This is a genomic window from Thiothrix lacustris DSM 21227, assembly GCF_000621325.1.
Taxonomy (GTDB): Bacteria; Pseudomonadota; Gammaproteobacteria; order Thiotrichales; family Thiotrichaceae; genus Thiothrix; species Thiothrix lacustris.
On record NZ_JHYQ01000007.1, the window covers coordinates 15,118 to 34,299 of the forward strand.

Below are 19,182 nucleotides of genomic sequence, written 5' to 3' on the forward strand. Positions count from 1 at the left end.
TTTATTTCTTAATTATAAATGTCACTGACATTGAGCGTGAAACCGGGCAGGAACGGTATTGTGGGAACACGCTCCTCACCCCGCAGCAATACTGAATCGGTCACGGAGGTGAACACTTGAAGGGTCTTGTTACGCGGATTGGCAAACCACACTTGTACGACGCCAATGGAAAAATAGTCTTCCAGCTTTTCAGCCATATCCACCCATGAATCACGCGGTGACAGCACTTCCACCACCAATTCCGGCGCAACATCCAGATAGGATTTGGATTGGACTTGTTGCAAGCGCTGGTGGGAAATGAACAACACATCCGCAGCCCGTACACTATCCGGGGCGCGGCGGATATACATGCCAACTTCCCCGGTCATGACTTTGCCAAGATTTTGCTGACGCACAAAACTTTTCAGGCAAAAAGCAATGTCGCTTTCAGTTTCGCCGTGTTCATAGCCGGTTGGTGGCATGGGGTGTAATTGTCCTCTGATTAATTCAAAGCCTGATGTATCAGCCATCGCAAACAGCTCGTCCGCAGTGATTAGCTTTTCTTCAGGTTCTGATGCTGTATTCGGTAAGGTAGCGGCAGACATGGCAACACCTTGGTTCTTAATAACAAACCCTGATTGTAGCGGATCGGCTACCTAAAAGCAGTTTGCTGACAACACCCACACGACATTCAATCACGATTGGGGTAGGATTCTCCCATGCAACAAGCCTACCACATTCTCAACAATACCTACGGCTATGCCGACTTCCGCCTCAATCAGAAGGACATCATCGGTTCCTTGCTGCAAGGCCATGACGTACTCGCGCTGATGCCTACCGGCGGCGGGAAATCGTTGTGTTACCAGATTCCGGCTTTGGTGCGCGATGGCGTGGGGATAATCGTTTCCCCGCTGATTGCTTTGATGCAGGATCAGGTGGATGCCTTGCTGCAACTGGGCATTCGGGCGGCTTACCTCAATTCCACGCTCAACTACGGCGCGGTGCAGCAAGTCGAGCGCGATTTGCTGGCGGGTGAGATTGACCTGTTGTACGTCGCGCCGGAACGTTTGCTCAGTGAGAAAATGTTGCCGTTGCTGGAACGTTTGCATTCCACGCTGGGCATTGGCCTGTTCGCTATCGACGAAGCGCATTGTGTGTCGCAATGGGGGCATGATTTCCGCCCGGAATACCAGCAGTTGTCGGTGTTGGCGGAACGCTTCCCCGGTGTGCCGCGCATTGCGTTGACCGCTACCGCTGACCAGCGTACCCGTCAGGAAATCATTGAGCAGTTGCGCCTGCAACAGGCTGATATTTACGTCAACAGTTTTGACCGCCCCAATATCCACTACACCATCCAGCAAGGGCAGCAGGCACGGCAACAATTGTGGCAGTTCATCGAGGCCAATCACCCGCAAGACGCGGGGATCGTGTATTGCCTGTCGCGCAAAAAGGTCGAAGACACGGCCGCGTGGTTAGCCAAGCAGGGGCGCAACGCGTTGCCTTATCATGCGGGGATGGATGCAGACACGCGCCGCAATCACCAGCAACGTTTCCTGCGCGAAGAGGGTGTGATTATCGTTGCCACCATCGCCTTTGGCATGGGCATCGACAAGCCGGATGTGCGTTTTGTGGCGCATTTGAGCCTACCAAAAAGCATCGAAGCCTATTATCAGGAAACCGGGCGTGCCGGGCGTGACGGTATGCCCGCGAATGCGTGGATGTCTTACGGCTTGCAAGATGTCATCACCTTACGCCAGATGATGCTGGAATCCACCGCCAGCGAGCAGCAAAAACGCATCGAACACCACAAGCTGCAAGCCATGTTGGGCTTGTGCGAAATGACCACTTGCCGCCGCCAAGCGTTGTTGAGCTACTTTGGTGAACCTACACCGCAACCGTGCGGGAATTGCGATAACTGCGTGAATCCGCCGGAGGTGTGGGAAGCAGCGCTGGCGGCACAAAAGGCATTGTCGTGCGTGTACCGTACCGGGCAGCGTTTCGGGGTGAATTACCTCATCGACGTGTTATTGGGTAAGGATGACGAGCGTATCCGCCAGTTTCGCCACGAGCAGCTTTCGACCTACGGGATTGGCACGGAGCATTCCCCAGAGGAATGGCGCAATATTTTCCGCCAATTGATTGCGCTGGGGTATTTGAGTGTGGATGTGGACGGGCATGGCGGTTTGCGCCTGACGGACAATTCCCGCCCCTTGTTGCGCGGTGAAATCGAGCTGCATTTGCGCAAGGAGCAGAAGCGCGAACGGGTGCGGCGCGAACGTGTGCGGGGTGATCCTGTCGCCAAACCTCGGTTTAACCGCGATACCATGCCCATTGAGGTGGAAGCCTTGTGGGAAGCCTTGCGTGCGCTGCGACTACGCTTGGCACAGGAACAGGGTGTGCCGCCGTATGTCATTTTCCACGATTCTACCTTGCTGCAAATGGCGGATGAACGCCCGCAAACGCTGGATGCGATGCGGGGTATCGTGGGGATAGGGGAGCGGAAACTTACGCAGTATGGGCAGGCGTTTCTGGATGTGGTGTTGGGAAGTTAACCCTTAATGGCAGCAAACAAGCTATCGACGGAATAAGATTGCTGCCATGCCTGACGGTCTAGCGTGTAGTTGCCGTGGCCTTTGTCGTATTGCTGCATGAAGCGGATTAGCCCGACTACACCCAAGCTATTGCGCAGGGCTTGGAGTGCTTGCCGCTGGATTTCTTGTTCGGTGAGATAATTTCTTTTCATGTTCAGTAGTATAGTAAAGAAGGCAGCAGAGAAACCGAAGTAAAAATCCCTCTTGCCCCTCGCCCCTTGAGGGAGAGGGGTTGGGGTGAGGGGTTGGGGAGAGGGGTTCTTACTCCAATCCCTCCAACAACAAAACCAACTCCGCCGCATACTGATAGTGCAGCCCCTCATCTTCCGCCAAAGCCAAATCCCGCTCCCCGGCGATAATCGCTTGCAGTTTGTACAGGAAGTTTTTGTTTTGCCATGTTTCAAAGTTGCGCTTTATCTGTTGATCAACCTCCGCAGTATCCCCATGCTGTATTGCCAGCCTCACCGCCAAAGCCAAACGTCCGCCACCTTCATGATTCTCCCCACCATCCCGGCGATACGCCAGAAACGCCGCCAGTGCTTGTTGACGTGCCTCGCGGGCGGCTTGTGGATTGCTGCCCTGTTCCAGATTATGCAGGATGTGCCACGTTTTCCAAGGTTCTGCTGCATGACCAAAGGCTTGATCGCAGGCAATGGCGCGTTGCAGTTCCGGGCGGGCTTCGTCGTAACGCTCCAGATTGATTAGGATATCGGCAAGGTTGTTTCGGGCAAAACCTTCGTGGTATTGATTGCCCAGTTGTACGTACAAATCCGCTGCTTGCCGATAAAAGTTCACAGCATGTTCCGGGTGCTTCCATTCAACATAAAGATTGCCCAATTCAGTCAGGCTACCGGCTTCACCCATCCGGTTGCCCATCTGGCTTTTGAGGGAAAGGGACTGTCGATACGCCTGCTCGGCCTGCGAGTAGTCACCTGAGTTTTTATGTACCATGCCGATCTGATGCCAGAGGGTCGCGACGCTGGAGGTTTCATCCAGTTGAGTAAATATTTGCAGGGTTTCGCAGTAGCCTTGTAGGGCATCGGCATGGCGTTTTTGATACATACGGGTGGTGGCAAGTTGGCTTTTGCCTACCGCAACTTGGCGCATATCCCCCCGCTGCTCATCATGCTGGATTGCTTGCGCATAGATGGTAGCGGCTGCATCCAGTTGTCCCAATGCTCGCAGGCAATTGCCCTGTTCGGTGAGTGCTACGGAAGCCATTCCCGCTCCCGGTGTTCCCAGTTCCTCAAAACGTTGTTCCGCCTCCTGTAAGTAGGTCAGGGCTTGTGCTGCTGCACCGCCGGTTTTCAATACCTGCCCTAACAGGAAGTGTGCCATTGCTAGATCGTGATCCGCCCCGGTATACGCCTGTTCCCCAGCCTGCTGACACTCTTGCAATAAGGTTTTGGCTGCCTGACAAGCGTCTTGAAGTTCATCCTGCTGTAATAGTCGATCAATGTTCATACGCTCGTTTTTAAAACGGGCATGACTCCACTCACCTAAAGCCTGCGCTGCCTGTTTGCGCCATGCCACTACCTGCGCCAGTGCCTGCGGTTGATGCAGGTTTGCCAGTAATTGTTCGACACTACCTGACTTGTCAGCCACCAGTTCCGCTTCTACTCTTCTGGCTTGTAAATCCGCCACCAGCGTTTGCAGATAAGCCATCAGGTTAGGCAGTTCCAGTTGGGTGAGTTGTACGGCTAGCTTGGCATCCGTGAACCATTGCTCATAGAGAAAATCCACCAGTTGCCCCATCTCTTCCATCCAGCGTTGCCAATAGTCCTTGCGCTGTTGTGCTGTCAACTCCAAATCCAGCGTTGCAGGTAAGGCGGGATCAAGGCGGATGTAGCCGTAGTCGCCGATGTGTTGTGCCAGACCGACTTCGATTAGCTGTTTTTCGAGACTTCGGATTTTTTCTTCGTCTATGTCTAACACGGTCATCAATGCCCAGCGATTCCCACCATCTTGAAACACCGCCAACCCCGCTATCTGCCCACGCACATCCGGCGACAGCCGCCGCAGGGAGAGTTCGACGCTGGCGAACAGCGACAGTTCGCGCTGCCCCGGATGGCGTTGTTCCAGCTCTTGCATGATCGCCCGCACATTCGCGGTGGTCGCCGTCACCCCGCGCTGCGCCAGTTCCCGCGCCAGCAGCACCAAAGCCCGCGCATGGCAACCGACCGAACCCACCAGATCGTCCACTTCCTGCGGCGTATTGCCCTGATCATCATGGCGCAGGTGCAAACCTTCGTTGTTCATCACCTGCATCACCAACGCCTTGGCATCCGTCACGCTCAACGCCCCCAACACAATCTCACGGGCTGTGCGATTGAACGGCGCGGGCAACGCCTCACGGGTAGTAAACAGCACTCTTGCTCCCTGCCCCCCTTGCGGGGGAAGGGCTGGGGATGGGGGGGTTAACAGCTTCGCCAGAAGCTGCAACACCGCCGCCACATTCCCCCCATCCGCCAACAACGCCTCCACATTATCCACCACAATCAACACGCGCTCGTTTTCCAGCACCCGCCGGATTGCCTGCAACGCTTTATCGGTGTCGCTGGCGTATTCCGCTGCAAAATTGTGATTCGCGTTCACCAGTTGCTGGAGCAGTTGTTCCAGCACGTAGTCGGGGTGGGTGTATTGCTCGACGCTAACGAAGGCGCACCGCTTGAAGCGGCGGCTTTGCACCAGCCACCGAGCCAGTTCCACCGCCAACGTGGTTTTGCCCGCACCACCCTGACCGCGCAGCACAGCATAAGCCGTTCCCTGAGCGGAGCCGAAGGGACGTTCCAACAACCGCTCGACTTGCAGCAATTCGCGGCTACGCCCGATGAAACTGTGCGGCGGCGGTTCGGGCAACCTGCCCAGCCGCGTCTGGCGTTGTTGCGCCGTCATCAGTTGCGCGGTGGCGGATGGCAGCCGTGCGAACAACTGCGGGTCGTGCTGTTCCTGATACAAAATCGGCACAAACCAGTCCTGCAAGTGCAAATCGCCCGCGCCCGCAATCGGCAGGCGGAACGTGTCGCGCATCAGCTCCGTTTGCCCCGCCAGCATCGCCTTGCCAATGCGTTGCCCCTCCGCCAAGGTGCGGTAAAACTGCGTGACGAAACGCCGCGCCGTTGCCACCAATACGCTATGGGTCATGGCGACCACCGAGGCAATGCCTTCTTCCAGCAATTTGGCGGCAACCGACGCGCTGGGGTCGGTATCGGTCTGCGCGGTTTGGCAGGCTTCGAGGAACACCAGCGGAATGCGGTAATCGCGCAACAGCACCGCCAGCGTGTCGGCATGTACCAATTGCATCCGCCGGTTTTTCAACTCATGGCTATCCTGCGGGTCTTCAAAACACAACGCACCCAGCCCATACTGCTGGTCATAAATCCCGTGACCATCGAAGTGGACGACGTGATAGGGTTCGTCAACCTCACTGGCGCGTCGCAATTCCTTTTCCAGTGCGCCCAAGGTCGGCGGTGTCAATACGCTCACTTGCACCAACTCCCCAAGGGTTGCCACCCCATCCACCAGCGGCAAGGCACTGGCACGGTGGTCGATATAACCCACGCCATCCTGTTCCGGGCGCGGACTCAGCAGCAAAATGCGGATCGGTAACTGGGTCATGCTGGGCGGTTTCTGATCGTAATTGGGCAACCGCCGCCGGATGCGTACCGGGTATTTGCCATCACTGACATACCCTTTGCCATCGTGCAGCAATTCCCACGGCAGGCTTTGCAAGCGGCTGGCAGCGGTATTGGCATTGGCTTTTTCCGCATCGCTGGCATCATCCAGCAACGCCGTTTCCACCAGCACCGAAAACAGGCGTTCGGATTCGGTGCGGGTGTTATGCCAAGCGGCTTTCACTGCCTGACATTCGGGTTTGTCCAACACAGCGGCGGATAGCTTCGCGCCCCATTGTGGCAATTGTGCTTCGGTACGTTGCGCCCGGTCGCGGAACAAGCCGACAGGCCATTGGTAATATTTCTCCAGATACCAACGCAATTCGTCCTGCTCAATCTGCCCGATGGGGGCGATGAAGCGGAACGGGCGGCTGGTGACTTCGCGTTCCCTGCTGAGATCAGCGGGGGTGTAGGTCAGGGTTGCCCGCGCACTCAGTTGTTCGCCGCCATCGGCGTTGCGCGTCAAGGTGGGTTCGGTGAGTTCCAGCAGCAATTCGGCAAGGGGTTTGTTTTCGATGGTTTGCTCTGGTGGTAAATCGTCGGGCAGGCGTTCGCCAAGTGCGGCGAGGATGCGCGGCATCGCTTCCTGCAATTTGCCGACTTCCAGCTCGATTTTTTCGCCAGCAGGCTCTTCATCAAACCACATACCCAACGCAGCAGGCAGAATGCCGGGTAACAATAACGGGATGACCGTTACACCTGCTTGCTCGGCTAAACGAACTTCCTTGCGTACCCACGATGAATTGACGGTATGGGTGCTAATCACCATTAAGACTTGGCGGGCGGTGCGGATGGCTTCGGCAACTTCAGGCCAAAGTTTGTCGCCGCCGCGCAAATTACGCGAATCAACCCAAACGTTAAGGTGGTGCAGTTCCAGCTTTTCACGCAGTTCCTTGACGAAAGCATCGTCAGCAGTCGCGTGGGAAATGAAGATGTGTTTGCCCGAAGTCGTTGACGACATGTGTAAGCCCGGTGTGCCGTAGTTTACAGCAGTATAGCAGAGGAGGGCGTATGCAATACGCCCCTACGGGGATTCTATGTAGGGGCGTATTGCATACGCCCTCTTCGTTCAGGGTTGTGTCATGGCAGGCAGCAAATTCGCCAAATTAACAAAATCTTCCACCGACAAGGTTTCTGCGCGTCGCACTGGATCAATTCCCACGCTTTCAATCTGTTCCACTGTCAGCAAGTCTTTCAACGTGTTGCGCAAGGTCTTGCGCCGCTGGGCAAAGGCTTGCTTTACCAGCTTTTCAAACTGTTCGGCATCGTTGGCGATAAAGGGTTGCGTTGCCCACGGTTTGAGGTAAACCACAGCCGAATCAACCTTGGGGGGCGGGGTAAACGCGCCGGGGCCAATCTTCAATAGGTAATGTGGTTCGCAGTAGTATTGCACCATCACTGAGAGTCGCCCGTAATGGGCGCTGTCCGGTTCGGCGGTGAGGCGGTCGACCACTTCCTTTTGCAGCATGAACAGCATGTCGCGGATGTGTTCGCGGTGTTCCAGAAAGTGGAAAATCAGCGGGGTGGAAATGTTGTAAGGCAGGTTGCCGATAATGCGCAGCGTGTCGCCGTCCCCGCGTAGGCCGGGGATGTCGAGCTTGAGCGCATCTTGGGCGTGGATGTGCAATTTGCCTTGAGCTTGCGGCTGTTCTTGCCACCACGCAATCACGTCGCGGTCGATTTCGACGACATCGAGACGGGGCAGCAATTCCAGCAGCGGGAAGGTGAGTGCGCCGGGGCCGGGGCCTATTTCCACTACGTGATCAGTGGGTTGCAGGTTCACGGCGCGGAGCATGTTGTCGATGACGTTGCGGTCGTGCAGAAAATGCTGACCGAAACGTTTCTTAGCTTGTTGTTGGTACTGGCTCACTATTGTTCCAATATTTTGAGTTCGACGCGGCGATTTTTCGCTTTGCCATCAGGGGTGGTGTTATCCGCAATCGGTATGCTGGGGCCGTAGCCTTTCGCGCTGAGTAGTTCGGCTTTTGCGCCTTTTTCTACCAAGTATTTCATGACGGCTTCAGCACGGGATTGGGAGAGTTTTTCATTGGTTGTTTTATCACCGCTGCTGTCGGTGTGGCCGCCTACCTCGATTGTTAAGTCGGGGTGTTTTATCAGGGTGATGGCGGCTTCGTCGAGAAGTGGTAGGGAATCGGTGATTAGGACGGCGGAGCCGGTTTCAAAGGTGACACCATTGAGGTTAATGTTTTCGGTTTTGGCGCAGCCGACTTGATTAACTTCAGTCTTTGCTGCGGTGTTGGGGCAGAGGTCATCGGTATCGGCAATGCCATCATTGTCGCCGTCTTTCGGGGGTTCGCAGCCTGTCGCATCCACGCTGACTCCTGCTGCACTATCCAAGCATTTGTCGAGTTTGTCTGGAATGCCATCGGCATCGCTGTCTTTGATTTCATTTTTCAGCGTATTGGCCAGCTGTTGTTTTTCTTCAGCCAATCGTTGTTTTTCAGCTTCCAGTGAGGCGAAGTTTTCGCGCAGTTGGGCAAATTGTTGGGAAACTTCGGTAACGGCGGATGCTTTCTGATCCATAGCGTTGACTTTGCTCTCCAGCTCGCCTTTTTCGGCTTTACAACTGTCCAATTCAGCTTTTTTAACGCTTTCCGCTAATTCGCCTTTCAATGCATTTAGTTGGCTTTCAAGGTCGCTTTTGCCTTTGCTGCTGGCTTCTAGTTGTTTGCGAAGTTCGGCGATGGTTTTTTCTTGAAGCGCCAAGGTTTCTTGGGCTTTGCTTTCTAGTGCAGTTTGTTGTTGGCGTAAGCTGCTGAGGTTGTTGTTGAGTGTGTCGATTTGTTGGGTATTTTGGGGAGTGCTCGTTTGAGCGTTCGCGGTGTTGCTGGTTTGGTAATTGTAATTGCCGTTACGGTAGCCATAGCCCATGTTAGGCCAGTTAAAGTTGGGAACGCTTGGCATCATCATCGGTGGCACTGATGGTGGTGTCATCATCGACCCCGGTAGAAAATATTGTGAAGGATTATAGTAATACGGTTGCTGTATTCCTGTGGTGTAGGGTTGAGTGTAATAGGTGGTGGCTGCTTGCGTGGGGGGGTAGCGGTAAGTGCTGGTTGGGCTGACCGCTGTGCCCGTCGTGGTGATAGGGCTAGTGTCGGCTTGTGGGTAAACGTAAATGCCCGCTGCACTATTACCGGTTGTGTTCCCTGTACTGTTTCCCGTTGTGGTGGTTGTATTATTAACCGTTGGCTGGGCGTAGGTATAGGTTTGCTGTTGGGTGGTGGTAACGCCATCGCTGCTGGTATTAGTGTCAGGAGGGATGACACTAGGGTCAGGAAATTGTGGTGTTTCCGCGTAAGCAGCAGACAGTGCTGACAGCATCGTCAAACCGGTAATAAGTTTGTACATGGGCAGGCCTCTCTCAAAAAACACTCTACTATATTACGACGTAAATCGTTAACCTCTACCACCAATCGCTAAGTCGCGGCGTGCTGCTGAAATCGTGATAGTGAACCCGGCAATGACATCGAGAAAAGCCATCCCGGTCAGAATCAGAAAGACGGAGTTCCCCGCCCATGGGTAAATCAACCAGGCCGTCAGGTAGAAAATCAGTACGAAGGTTGAGAGTAAATGGTCAACAATCGTGGTTTCTGATGTACGGGTGGATTTAAAGAGTTCAACGTATAAGAAAACGACACCCAACAATACCATGAAGTCTCCCCACGTGGGCTTCCAGAGTGCGCCAGAGGGCAAATACAGGTGAAACAACACATGATTGAGGCCATTAGGAAATAGATTAACTTTAACGGCGAGCCAGTAGATCAGTAGCAAAATGCCGAAAAAGGGAACGATTTGTATAACTCGAAACATGATGGCTAGTTATTCTCCATTTATTAACCCTTTGAGAGGCTTCGCTTATCCGTGCGTTATTGGGTGAGTGGCAGAAAACGGTGTGCAGTATACCGTATGCAACAAAGTATAAACGAAGGGTGCCAACACGTCAGGCTTAAAAAACAAAATCGCGAAGATTCAGTCTGTTGGCTAGGGATACAGCAGGTTGATACGTTCGTCGGAATATCTTGTGGTGTGTAAGCCACAGAGAATATAGTCGCGGTGATCATGTGACCCAATACCAATAATAAAGGCACGCAGACAGAGAAATATAACAATGAATAATAAAAAAATACTTTCCCCTAAATGGGCTATCCTGCCATTACTGTTCTGTTCTACCGCTGTTCTCGCAGGAGATGGCGGTTATAACGAGCCTTATGGCCAAATTCCAGCATCCGAACAATCATCCCTACCTCTAGAAGATGATGCCACGTTGCCAGCACCTGCACCAGATACTATGCGTCAGGCGCAAAGTTTGGGTCAGGAAAGTGATGGTTTTTTGGAAGATTCCACCGAAACCTCCAGCGTTAATACTGGCTATGTAGGCGGTAATACTCGCATTGGTATCGGTATCGATAGCGAACTCAAGGGTAAGCTTGACGCTACTCAGGTACTACATCAAAGTGGCAGCAGTGCGACTATCGGGCAAGGCTATGTGGGGGTTAATCCCATGGCTGATCAAGATATCGATGAGGAAATACTGACCGGTGCCGGTGCTAAGCTGAGTCATCATTGGGTATCGGGCGATCCCAATAACCCTTCACGTGTTAACAAGGTTTTTGGTGCTTACGACCAAAATATAAACAAAGACAACAAAGCCACCGTTGGTTATGGTCAGGAAACGTCTGATTTATTCTGGTCAGGACATGTTAGTAAAGGACTGTCCGGTTCGCGTACTACGGCGACACCTGGCGTCAGTGAAAAAGCTTATGATTTAGGTGTCGGTGGGCGTGTGGGTGCTTACTTGCCAGATCAGCAGATGCGTGTGCAGGGTGGTTTGGATTATGAGTGGGGCAAAGACTTTGCTGCGAGCGAAACGCGTCCAGCGCAAACGACCTTGACTGGGGGTGTGGAAAAATTCTTCCCAGATACACCGCATAGTCTTGGGGCTGAAATGGAAGTCTATAAAAAATCAGGGGGCGCAGTGCTTTCTGAAGATGCGGAAATGCGTGGCGGTGTTTCCTACCGTTATGACATCGGTAGCGAAGCAGGGGTTTGGCAACCTGAGCAGCGTTATCGCCGTATCCGTACTGAGATTCCGGGTGAGCAAGTTCAGCAGCCACCGAAGATCGAGCGCAAGCTGGTCAAAAATACCATGGAGCTGGAATCCGATACCTTCTTCAAGCTGGACCGGGCGGAACTGACGCCTGAAGCGAAGACGCGGATGCAGGCGGTGCTGGGGCAACTGCGGGCGTCTGGGCATGAAGGTAATATCCGCATTACTGGTAACACTTGTGACAAGGGTTCTGATGCGCATAACCTGAAATTGTCTGAGCGTCGTGCTAATGCCGTGCGTGATTTCATGATCAAAAACGGTTTCAGTGGTAGTGAATTATTAGCGCAAGGCTTGGGTGAATCTCAGCCGAAATACCCTAATACCGAGGTGGAAGGCCATAAAAATCGCCGTGTTGACATTGAATATGTCACGTACCAAAACGAATACAAGGATGAGGTCATTGAACAGGGTGGAACCAGTAAGACTGATCCTAAAGTGGTGTGGCGTAAGGAGCTGATTCCAGAGCCACCTCTCTGGGTACGCCAGGCGCTGCGCAACGTTATTGACCATAAACAAACGGTGGATACCTATACCACGAAAGCGTCTAGCAGTACGAATGGTGGAGCGACAACCTCAAATGTACCTGTAGCGGTAAATGATACGGCAACCACGACCACGGGTACGCCTGTTTCTATTGATGTCTTGGCAAATGATACCGATCCCAATCGTGATGTGCTGATTATTAGCACCTTCAATCAGGGGGTTAATGGTTCTGTCACGAAGGTAGGGAATAGTCTTGTCTATACATCTGTCCCTGGTTTCACGGGCACGGATACCTTTAGTTACGTCATTGTTGATCCAGCAGGTAACAAAAGTACGGCGATGGTAACTGTCACCGTTGGAGCACCTTCTCCTAATGCGCCTGTGGTAAGGAGTGATACGGTTACGACGATAAGCGGCACACCTGTTAGAATTGCAGTCCTAGATAATGATAGCGATCCAAACGGTGATACCTTAAGTGTTGCTGGTTTCAGTACATCCAGCAACGGTACGGTGCTTCAAGAGGGGAATGTACTGGTTTACACGCCACGTACAGGTTTTGTAGGCACTGATACGTTTACCTACACGGCAATAGACCCAGCAGGCAATCGTAACAATGCGACGGTTAGCATTACTGTCACCGCTGCGACACCTAATTTGCCTGTTGCGAACGTGGATCAGGTGGAAACGTTACAAAATGCGCCGGTGACTATCACTGTGTTGGGTAATGATACTGATCCAAACGGCGATACCTTAAGCCTTACGGCTGTTGGTTCAGCGGCACACGGTACCGTCACACGCAGCGGCAATACGGTGATCTACACGCCGAATGCGGGTTTTACGGGTGAGGATCAGTTTACTTATACCGTTTCTGATGGTAACGGTAATAATGCAACAGCCAATGTCTTTGTGAAAATCAATGCACCCGGCGGTAATCTGAAGGCCGTCAGTGATTTGTACACAGTGGATATGAACAGCAGTGCCAATATCTTTAATGTGACGAACAATGACGAGTTCCCGACGACGGGTGTGACTGTCAGCATCGTGGGTGCTCCGAGCCATGGTTCTGCCAGTATTTCAGGTAATACCATGGTCTATACCCCGAATGCTAATTTCTCTGGGGTGGATAAGCTAACGTATCGTTTGACCGATTCAAGAGGTGGGACAGCAGAAACGACGGTGGATATTACGGTTAGTGGGACAGCGACTTCTGCTAATTTAGCGCCAGTAGATGATTACCTGTTGATTGATCTGAATGATACGGTAACTAGGTCATTACCCGTATTGGCCAACGATGCGGGGGATGGTTTGACTATCGTTGCGGTTAGTACGCCACGTTATGGTTCAGCGTCCATTGCCTCAGATGGTTTATCGATTCGCTACACCTTGCGTAATGGTTATTGTACCGATCATTCTTTCACGTATATCGTCAAAGATAAGTACGGTAATCAGGCGCAAGCAACGGTTGTGATTGATGTATCACCGGCTAACGTGAAGGACCCCAATAGCCCACCAGGTTAATTCGTCTCTGACTAACCTTATCAAGGTCGCAGTGGTCATACGCTGCGGCCTTTTTTGTTTTCAATGTGTTGCATTCGCCCCGGCAGGTCTAGTGTCACTTGCTATCGTTAGGGTACTCAAGGACAATTACACTCAATCATAACTCTTAGGGGATCTTGCAATGACTGTTTCTGTTGCCATTATTTCTGATACGCACGGGCATCTTGATCCGCGTATTATCGAGATCATCCGTGGGTGCGATTACGCGATTCACGCCGGTGATATTTGCGGTGAGGATGTACTTGCAGCTATGCAGCCAAAAAGTGCGATGGTGATTGCTGTAGCGGGTAATAATGAACCACGCTGCATGGTTGATTTCCCCTTGCCTGCTATTAGCGAGCTGACATTGCCCGGCGGTAAAATTTGTATTGAACACGGGCATGAGCATGGGCATCACAGCCCTTGTCACGATTCCCTACGCGAAAAACACCCCGATGCTCGGGTGATTGTGTATGGTCATACGCATAAAATGGTGCAGGATAAAAGTGCCCTACCGTGGGTCATTAACCCCGGTGCAGCAGGGCAGACCCGCAACCATGGCGGGCCTTCCTGTTTGGTGTTGAGTGCTAATGATCAACAATGGGATGTACAAGAATTCAAATTTGAATCTTGATCCTGTTTATTGAACACCCAATAGCTCAACGTCAAAAATCAGGGTGGCGTTGGGTGGGATAACACCGCCTGCACCGCGTGCGCCATAACCCATTTCAGGTGGGATAATCAGGGTGCGTTGGCCACCGATTTTCATGCCAACTACGCCTTGATCCCAGCCTTTGATGACTTGACCGCCGCCGAGTGGAAACTCGAATGGCTGACCACGGTCACGTGAGCTATCAAATTTTGCCCCGTGTTTGTCAGCAGCTTTCTCGTCATACAACCAGCCAGTGTAATGTACTGAAACCATCTTGCCAGCAGTGGCTTCTGTGCCATCACCTACTTTCACATCTGTTCTAACTAAATCGACCATTTTAATATCCGTTGCTTGTGGGGAAGGGGAAGAGGTAGCTGTTTTATCAGAACAGGCTGCCATGAAAATGCTGCTGGACAGCGCTAAAGCCAGCGGGAAAAGTACAGTTGCCTTCATATTATTGACTACCAATATTGTCGCACAAATAAAAAAAGGGGGATTATGCCCCCTTTTTCTACAATAGCAAACGTCAGGTCATTCCACCATGACATCATAGGCAACCGAGCCTTGTGAGCCAGCCTGAAGTTTGCCAGTAAAGTTCCAATCCAGACTGCCCGCATTGTTGCTTGGTGAACAAGCGCTCAATTCTGTCGGCGTTGAAACACATTGTATGCTGCCTTCCACTAAGCTGGTGAAGGCTGGGATACTGTCGTGTACCGCTAATTCATTCAGCACACCGTCGCCAATGTTTTCGTAGCGAATGGTGTAGCGTAAGGTTTCACCCGGCAAGGCGACGGAGCCATCGATGTTGCGAGTGGTGTTCCACACGGATTTTTCCAGTGACAGTTTGCCTTCTCCCCCCACCGGCGTGGTGTTGGTACCTGAAGAGACACGGGTTAAATCAAGGCGGGTTTGCACATTGTTATCAGTCACAACAGTGCCATTGCCAAACGTGAACGTGCTTTCCACTTGTATGCTGTGGCTAGCCCCCGCGCTGACATTGGCGGGAGTCAGCACTTTGACCAATAGACAGATTTTTTCACCGCCAACCAGTGAGATTGAAGTCGTTATTGGCGTGTCATTGCTGTTGAGTTTGGCATTGCAGTTGGTGTCAATGTGCAGCGTACTGCCCCATGTTGACCCAGCAGGTTCAGCCACTTCGTTCATCAAATTGAAGATTACACTACCGGTGGCATTGTTACGGAAGATGTGTGGGTAGAACACGCTGGTATCGGGTAACGTGACCTTTTCATTATCCAAGGTTAAGGTCGGTTTTTTGACATCACCAAAGTTTTGCCCGGTCACCGCCGCATGACTGACCGTTATGGTTAGGCTGCTGGGTGTGGTGAACACGTAGCCATTGGGAGCATTTGCCGTCGGTGGACACTTATCTGGTTGGGTGGTTTTTTCAGTGGCTGCTTGGTATAGCACATAGTTATTGGCAGTGGCGGGCGGTATGCCGGTAAAGAGATAGTTGCCATCTGCATCTGTTTTGGTACTTTGGCACGTGTTAGCCGCCTGATCGTGCAAGACAATCGTGACAGATTTAATGCCTTTCTCGGTGTTATCTGTCGCATTGACGTTTACGTCATTGAAGACTCGTCCACTAACGTTATACCCACTGTCGTTAATGTTGAGGGGGTAATCTTCCACCTCGCCATCCGTGGCCGAGCCAGTGGGAAGGCTGGTGCTGGCCGTGCCGGTGGCAATATTGCTGTCAGTGGTCAAACGTAAACGTACATAACTGGCACCGGGTTTGATGTCACTCGGCAGCGTTTTCCAGGTGAGCGCCACGATTTTGTTCGTTGCTCCACTGGCTACGTTGACGGTGGTGGCTTCGTCGGTATCAAACGTGCCATTGCCATCGAAGTCGATCCAGCCGACCAGCCGTGCGGTGCTGCCACTGGTATTGTTGAGGGTGACGTTGAGGCTGTAGTCTTTGCTGCTGGTGCCTAGTGTGGGGAAGTTGGCAACACCTTCTTCATCGTCTCCATTATTGTCATCGCCTAAACCATCGACCCCGCCATTGGCGCTATTCTGCGTTTTTGTTTCCTTATCGGGTGCTGTGCTACCCAGATAGAGCTTCGGTGTCAGGTCTAACCAGTGGATAGCATCTCCGTAACTGGCGGGGGCGTCACCGAAATCTTCCTGAACGATGTCCATGCCGATGAAATTGATTTGTTCGAGACCAGCATCATCACCAAAATCATCGTCACCAACGATGACCAGTACAGACTTAATCCGTGCGGAGGTGGTGTTATCCACAAAGCCTACCCAGCGAGTAGATTGGTTGCCGCAGGCATGGTCGGTGCCGGGGGCGACACTGCCACATAGGTTCTGATCAACGGCTGTGTTGGTGGTGCCATTGGAAATATCGGTGGGCGTAATCGGGATATCCTGCCCAATACGATTGCCGCTGCTGTCCAGTAAGCGCAACCAAGCCGGGCGAGCGTTGCCATCTGTACGGGTTTCCAGATCCCCAAACCATGCACCGAAACGTTTTACAGGCGTGGCAAACGTGAAACGCACAGCATTCGGACTTTGGCTATCACCGCCAGCATCGTACCAGGAGGCAGGTTGAGCACTGGTATTGTATAAGCTACTCGGACGCGGGGATGAACCTTGCAAGGTGTCACTGGTGCTCAGGTAGGCGCTGGCACTGGATGTGCTGCCAAGGCAGGGCGAAGCAGGTTGGATGTTCACGCTAGCGACATCCACCGCCACGCCATAGGTTTTGAAAAGTGCAGGCGCATCAGAACTGATACTGGTGACTGTCGTTCCCAACCACGGAACCAAGGTGCCCGTGGTTGGCAATCCAGCCGCCGCCCGCCATGTATCATCCAGTGAATCTGTTACGCTGCGGGCTGCGATACTGCCACCTTCCACTTCCTGGCTGATGTAGGGGCTGATAGCCGTATCGGCTGTGCCGCCACCGGGCACGCAACTGAAAATATCGAAACCGAAATTGACCGTGGTCGTATTTCCTGCTGTAACGGTCACGCCTGTTTGTGGGTGAGTCGTGCCGATGAGTGCTCCTGTGGGTAGATCGGGGTCGGTGAGGTTAACCACGACGCGGTATGTGCCAGGGTCGAGATTGGTAAAGGTATACGTACCACCTGCCGCTGTTTCTGTGGTGGTTACCAAGGTGTCATCCGAGACGGTATTGGGTGTGCCATTGTCGGTATAGACACTGACAGTAATTAAGTTGATGCCTGATTCGCTACCATTTTTGGTGTTTGATTGATCGTCATCACGAAATACAACACCGCTGATGATCCCTTTTGCCAATACGGTGACTGCATAGTCTTCCACCTCACCGTTGGCAGTGGCAGCAGTTGAGCGGGTATCCAGAAGTGTTGTTGTCCCGCTGTTAGTATTGGTTAAGGCTTGCGTTGTTAAACGTAAACGCACGTAGGATGTTCCCGCTTTGATCCCCGTCAGCCCTGTCCAGTTTAGAGTTGCACTGGTTGTGCCACTGCTAACACTCGCGGTAGCGACTTCATTGCCATCAAACTTGCCATCTAAGTTTGCATCGATCCAGCCGTACAGGGTGGCTGTTGCTCCGGTGGTATTGGCGAGGGGAATATTACTCAGGGTATATGTGGTCGCACCGGCCGTCAGCACGGGGAAGCTGGTAATAGCATCTTCATCATCTACCCCAGTAGTATCATCTAGGTTTGCAGCACTATTGGGTTGGGCGGCAGATTCGTTGTCAGGCGCGATAACACCCAACTGAATATTCGATGCAATCGCGTGTGAGGGCGTGCCATAAGTGGCCGGGGCATCGGAATAATCATATCCCGTCACCGTTAGGGTTAGCGTGGCTTCATCATCTTCAGGGGGCGATTGCGTTCCATTACCGGGTGTAGAGTCAATATCATTGGCATTGGCTACGGAAACTTGAGCAAATCCATTAACAACCCCAGCAGTGCTCGCGGTGGCTGTCATGATGATGGAGGAGGTGCCTGTAACAGCCGCTAGACTACTAGGAATACTCCACATGCCTGTTGATACATCATAACTGCCTGATGATGTGTCAGAGACATAGGTAAACCCCGTGGGTAATGCAAACGCAACTTTAGCGCCTGATATGGCGCTTTGCCCTTTATTTTTAATTGTTAGGGTAAATTGAGCACTGTCACCAACGTTCAGCGCTGTTTTATTGGCTTGTAAGCCCAATTCCAAGTCAATATCATCTGGGTAAGGTGCACTAGAAACCCATTTGATAAACATGGCGCTGTCGTAGGAGTAATCGCCTGAGTCTGCAATGGCGAGCTTAACGTCATATAATGTTCCGGGTGATACTGCGGTATTAACAGTAAGAGGAATGGTTAAGCCATCAAATTGTAAATTTGTATTGCTGGTCGGTGTCGTGCCTGTGCCATTACTCTTGTAGTAAGCACTATTATTGATGCCTTTACAGGTACTTCCATTGACAGTATTGATGGATATGGGCGTTGATGAGTTGGGTAGCTTGGCGATATTTGTCCAGTTAGCAGCTAAGTCTGCGGCGCTACTCGGCTTAATAAATACACCAAAAGCATCATTGTAGGAGCTACAGGCATATTCCATGTACTCATCTGATGCGAAGACGAACGTCATCTTAAAGTAATTGTTTGTAGGAAGAACCTGCATCTTTAAAATGACAGGGTCATATTTGGCATTGGCATCAATACTAGTCAATTGCGTGTCAGTATAAGTTGTGCCAACGAGGCTAGAAATCCCGCCTGTACCATTTGGCCCTTTGACAGCATTTTGTGTCGATACCACACTATTCGCATGACCTGTTGCCATGAAAATACCACTTTCAATGTCAACCTGTGACCCTAGCGTGAGTGAGGAAGCACCCCCCGAAAAAGTGCCGTATTGTGTGGCTGCTCCCGCAATAACCGATAAGTTACTAACCGTAAGACCCGGCCCTTGTAACGTGTTGGTGATGGTTGTATTTGAAACGGAGTCATTTAGGACTAAGCTAGCGGCTGCTGCATAGCTTAATCCCATCATTTGCGTGATCAATAGCAATAACAACGTTGTCCAAGGCATCAACTTGCGTTGAGCGGTATACTTGGCCATAATTTTTATTGTTCTCTTTTTGCTCAATAGTGATGATTCTCAAGCCCTAAGATGGAGCTTGAGAAT

Annotated in this window: 11 protein-coding genes; 3 read left to right on the plus strand and 8 right to left on the minus strand. The window is 52.1% G+C overall.

The features are described 5' to 3' along the window. Nucleotides 1-8: 8 nt before the first annotated feature. A complete protein-coding gene (locus Q394_RS0104645; protein ID WP_028488243.1) occupies nucleotides 9-584 on the minus strand; it encodes a Uma2 family endonuclease in 576 nt (191 codons plus the stop codon). 114 nt (nucleotides 585-698) lie between these two features. On the opposite strand from Q394_RS0104645, the gene recQ reads away from it, so the two are divergent. Further along, nucleotides 699-2,531: a DNA helicase RecQ gene (gene recQ / locus Q394_RS19150; protein ID WP_038140530.1), complete on the plus strand. Its 1,833-nt coding sequence runs from the start codon at nucleotides 699-701 to the stop codon at nucleotides 2,529-2,531. On the opposite strand, the gene Q394_RS19155 is transcribed toward recQ, so the two are convergent. The 5 genes from Q394_RS19155 to Q394_RS0104675 all read right to left on the minus strand — a co-directional run bounded on the left by Q394_RS19155 (nucleotide 2,528) and on the right by Q394_RS0104675 (nucleotide 10,078). Beyond that, entirely contained in the window at nucleotides 2,528-2,722 is a 195-nt protein-coding gene (locus Q394_RS19155; protein WP_038140532.1) for a hypothetical protein, read from the minus strand. The two genes, recQ and Q394_RS19155, sit on opposite strands and share 4 nt — an antisense overlap. A 109-nt stretch (nucleotides 2,723-2,831) precedes the next feature. Then, on the minus strand, nucleotides 2,832-7,205 hold the full coding sequence (locus Q394_RS0104660) for a TIR domain-containing protein (protein ID WP_028488244.1): 4,374 nt from the start codon (nucleotides 7,203-7,205) through the stop codon (nucleotides 2,832-2,834). 108 nt (nucleotides 7,206-7,313) lie between these two features. After that, nucleotides 7,314-8,114 carry a 16S rRNA (adenine(1518)-N(6)/adenine(1519)-N(6))-dimethyltransferase RsmA gene (rsmA, locus tag Q394_RS0104665; protein ID WP_028488245.1) on the minus strand — a complete coding sequence of 267 codons (801 nt, stop codon included), beginning with the start codon at nucleotides 8,112-8,114 and terminating at the stop codon, nucleotides 7,314-7,316. After that, the gene (locus Q394_RS21315) at nucleotides 8,114-9,616 is read right to left on the minus strand and encodes an OmpA family protein (RefSeq protein ID WP_051542806.1); all 1,503 of its coding nucleotides are present in this window, start codon (nucleotides 9,614-9,616) and stop codon (nucleotides 8,114-8,116) included. The genes rsmA and Q394_RS21315 overlap by 1 nt, the downstream gene beginning before the upstream one ends. Before the next feature lie 48 nt (nucleotides 9,617-9,664). Beyond that, nucleotides 9,665-10,078, minus strand: a complete 414-nt coding sequence (locus tag Q394_RS0104675) for a hypothetical protein (RefSeq protein WP_028488246.1) — start codon at nucleotides 10,076-10,078, stop codon at nucleotides 9,665-9,667. Between the two features lie 298 nt (nucleotides 10,079-10,376). Here Q394_RS0104675 and Q394_RS0104680 point away from each other — a divergent pair, with 298 nt between their 5' ends. Continuing rightward, complete coding sequence (locus Q394_RS0104680; protein WP_028488247.1) at nucleotides 10,377-13,376, plus strand: Ig-like domain-containing protein; 3,000 nt, start codon at nucleotides 10,377-10,379, stop codon at nucleotides 13,374-13,376. A gap of 160 nt (nucleotides 13,377-13,536) precedes the next feature. Continuing rightward, complete coding sequence (locus Q394_RS0104685; RefSeq protein WP_028488248.1) at nucleotides 13,537-14,028, plus strand: metallophosphoesterase family protein; 492 nt, start codon at nucleotides 13,537-13,539, stop codon at nucleotides 14,026-14,028. A gap of 6 nt (nucleotides 14,029-14,034) precedes the next feature. Here Q394_RS0104685 and Q394_RS0104690 read toward each other — a convergent pair whose 3' ends face one another. Both Q394_RS0104690 and Q394_RS0104695 read right to left on the minus strand, forming a co-directional pair. Then, nucleotides 14,035-14,499, minus strand: a complete 465-nt coding sequence (locus Q394_RS0104690; RefSeq protein WP_245606732.1) for an FKBP-type peptidyl-prolyl cis-trans isomerase — start codon at nucleotides 14,497-14,499, stop codon at nucleotides 14,035-14,037. 78 nt (nucleotides 14,500-14,577) lie between these two features. Next, nucleotides 14,578-19,116: a choice-of-anchor L domain-containing protein gene (locus Q394_RS0104695; RefSeq protein WP_028488250.1), complete on the minus strand. Its 4,539-nt coding sequence runs from the start codon at nucleotides 19,114-19,116 to the stop codon at nucleotides 14,578-14,580. Between the last annotated feature and the right edge of the window lie 66 nt (nucleotides 19,117-19,182).

What these genes read in the sequence shown, in the direction of transcription:
- Q394_RS0104660 (WP_028488244.1), bottom strand. Translation starts at nt 7,205, where the DNA reads ATGTCGTCAACGACTTCGGGCAAACACATCTTCATTTCCCACGCGACT.
- Q394_RS0104690 (WP_245606732.1), bottom strand. Translation starts at nt 14,499, where the DNA reads ATGAAGGCAACTGTACTTTTCCCGCTGGCTTTAGCGCTGTCCAGCAGC.
- Q394_RS0104685 (WP_028488248.1), top strand. Translation starts at nt 13,537, where the DNA reads ATGACTGTTTCTGTTGCCATTATTTCTGATACGCACGGGCATCTTGAT.
- Q394_RS0104675 (WP_028488246.1), bottom strand. Translation starts at nt 10,078, where the DNA reads ATGTTTCGAGTTATACAAATCGTTCCCTTTTTCGGCATTTTGCTACTG.
- Q394_RS0104680 (WP_028488247.1), top strand. Translation starts at nt 10,377, where the DNA reads ATGAATAATAAAAAAATACTTTCCCCTAAATGGGCTATCCTGCCATTA.
- Q394_RS21315 (WP_051542806.1), bottom strand. Translation starts at nt 9,616, where the DNA reads ATGTACAAACTTATTACCGGTTTGACGATGCTGTCAGCACTGTCTGCT.
- Q394_RS0104695 (WP_028488250.1), bottom strand. Translation starts at nt 19,116, where the DNA reads ATGGCCAAGTATACCGCTCAACGCAAGTTGATGCCTTGGACAACGTTG.
- Q394_RS19155 (WP_038140532.1), bottom strand. Translation starts at nt 2,722, where the DNA reads ATGAAAAGAAATTATCTCACCGAACAAGAAATCCAGCGGCAAGCACTC.
- Q394_RS0104645 (WP_028488243.1), bottom strand. Translation starts at nt 584, where the DNA reads ATGTCTGCCGCTACCTTACCGAATACAGCATCAGAACCTGAAGAAAAG.
- recQ (WP_038140530.1), top strand. Translation starts at nt 699, where the DNA reads ATGCAACAAGCCTACCACATTCTCAACAATACCTACGGCTATGCCGAC.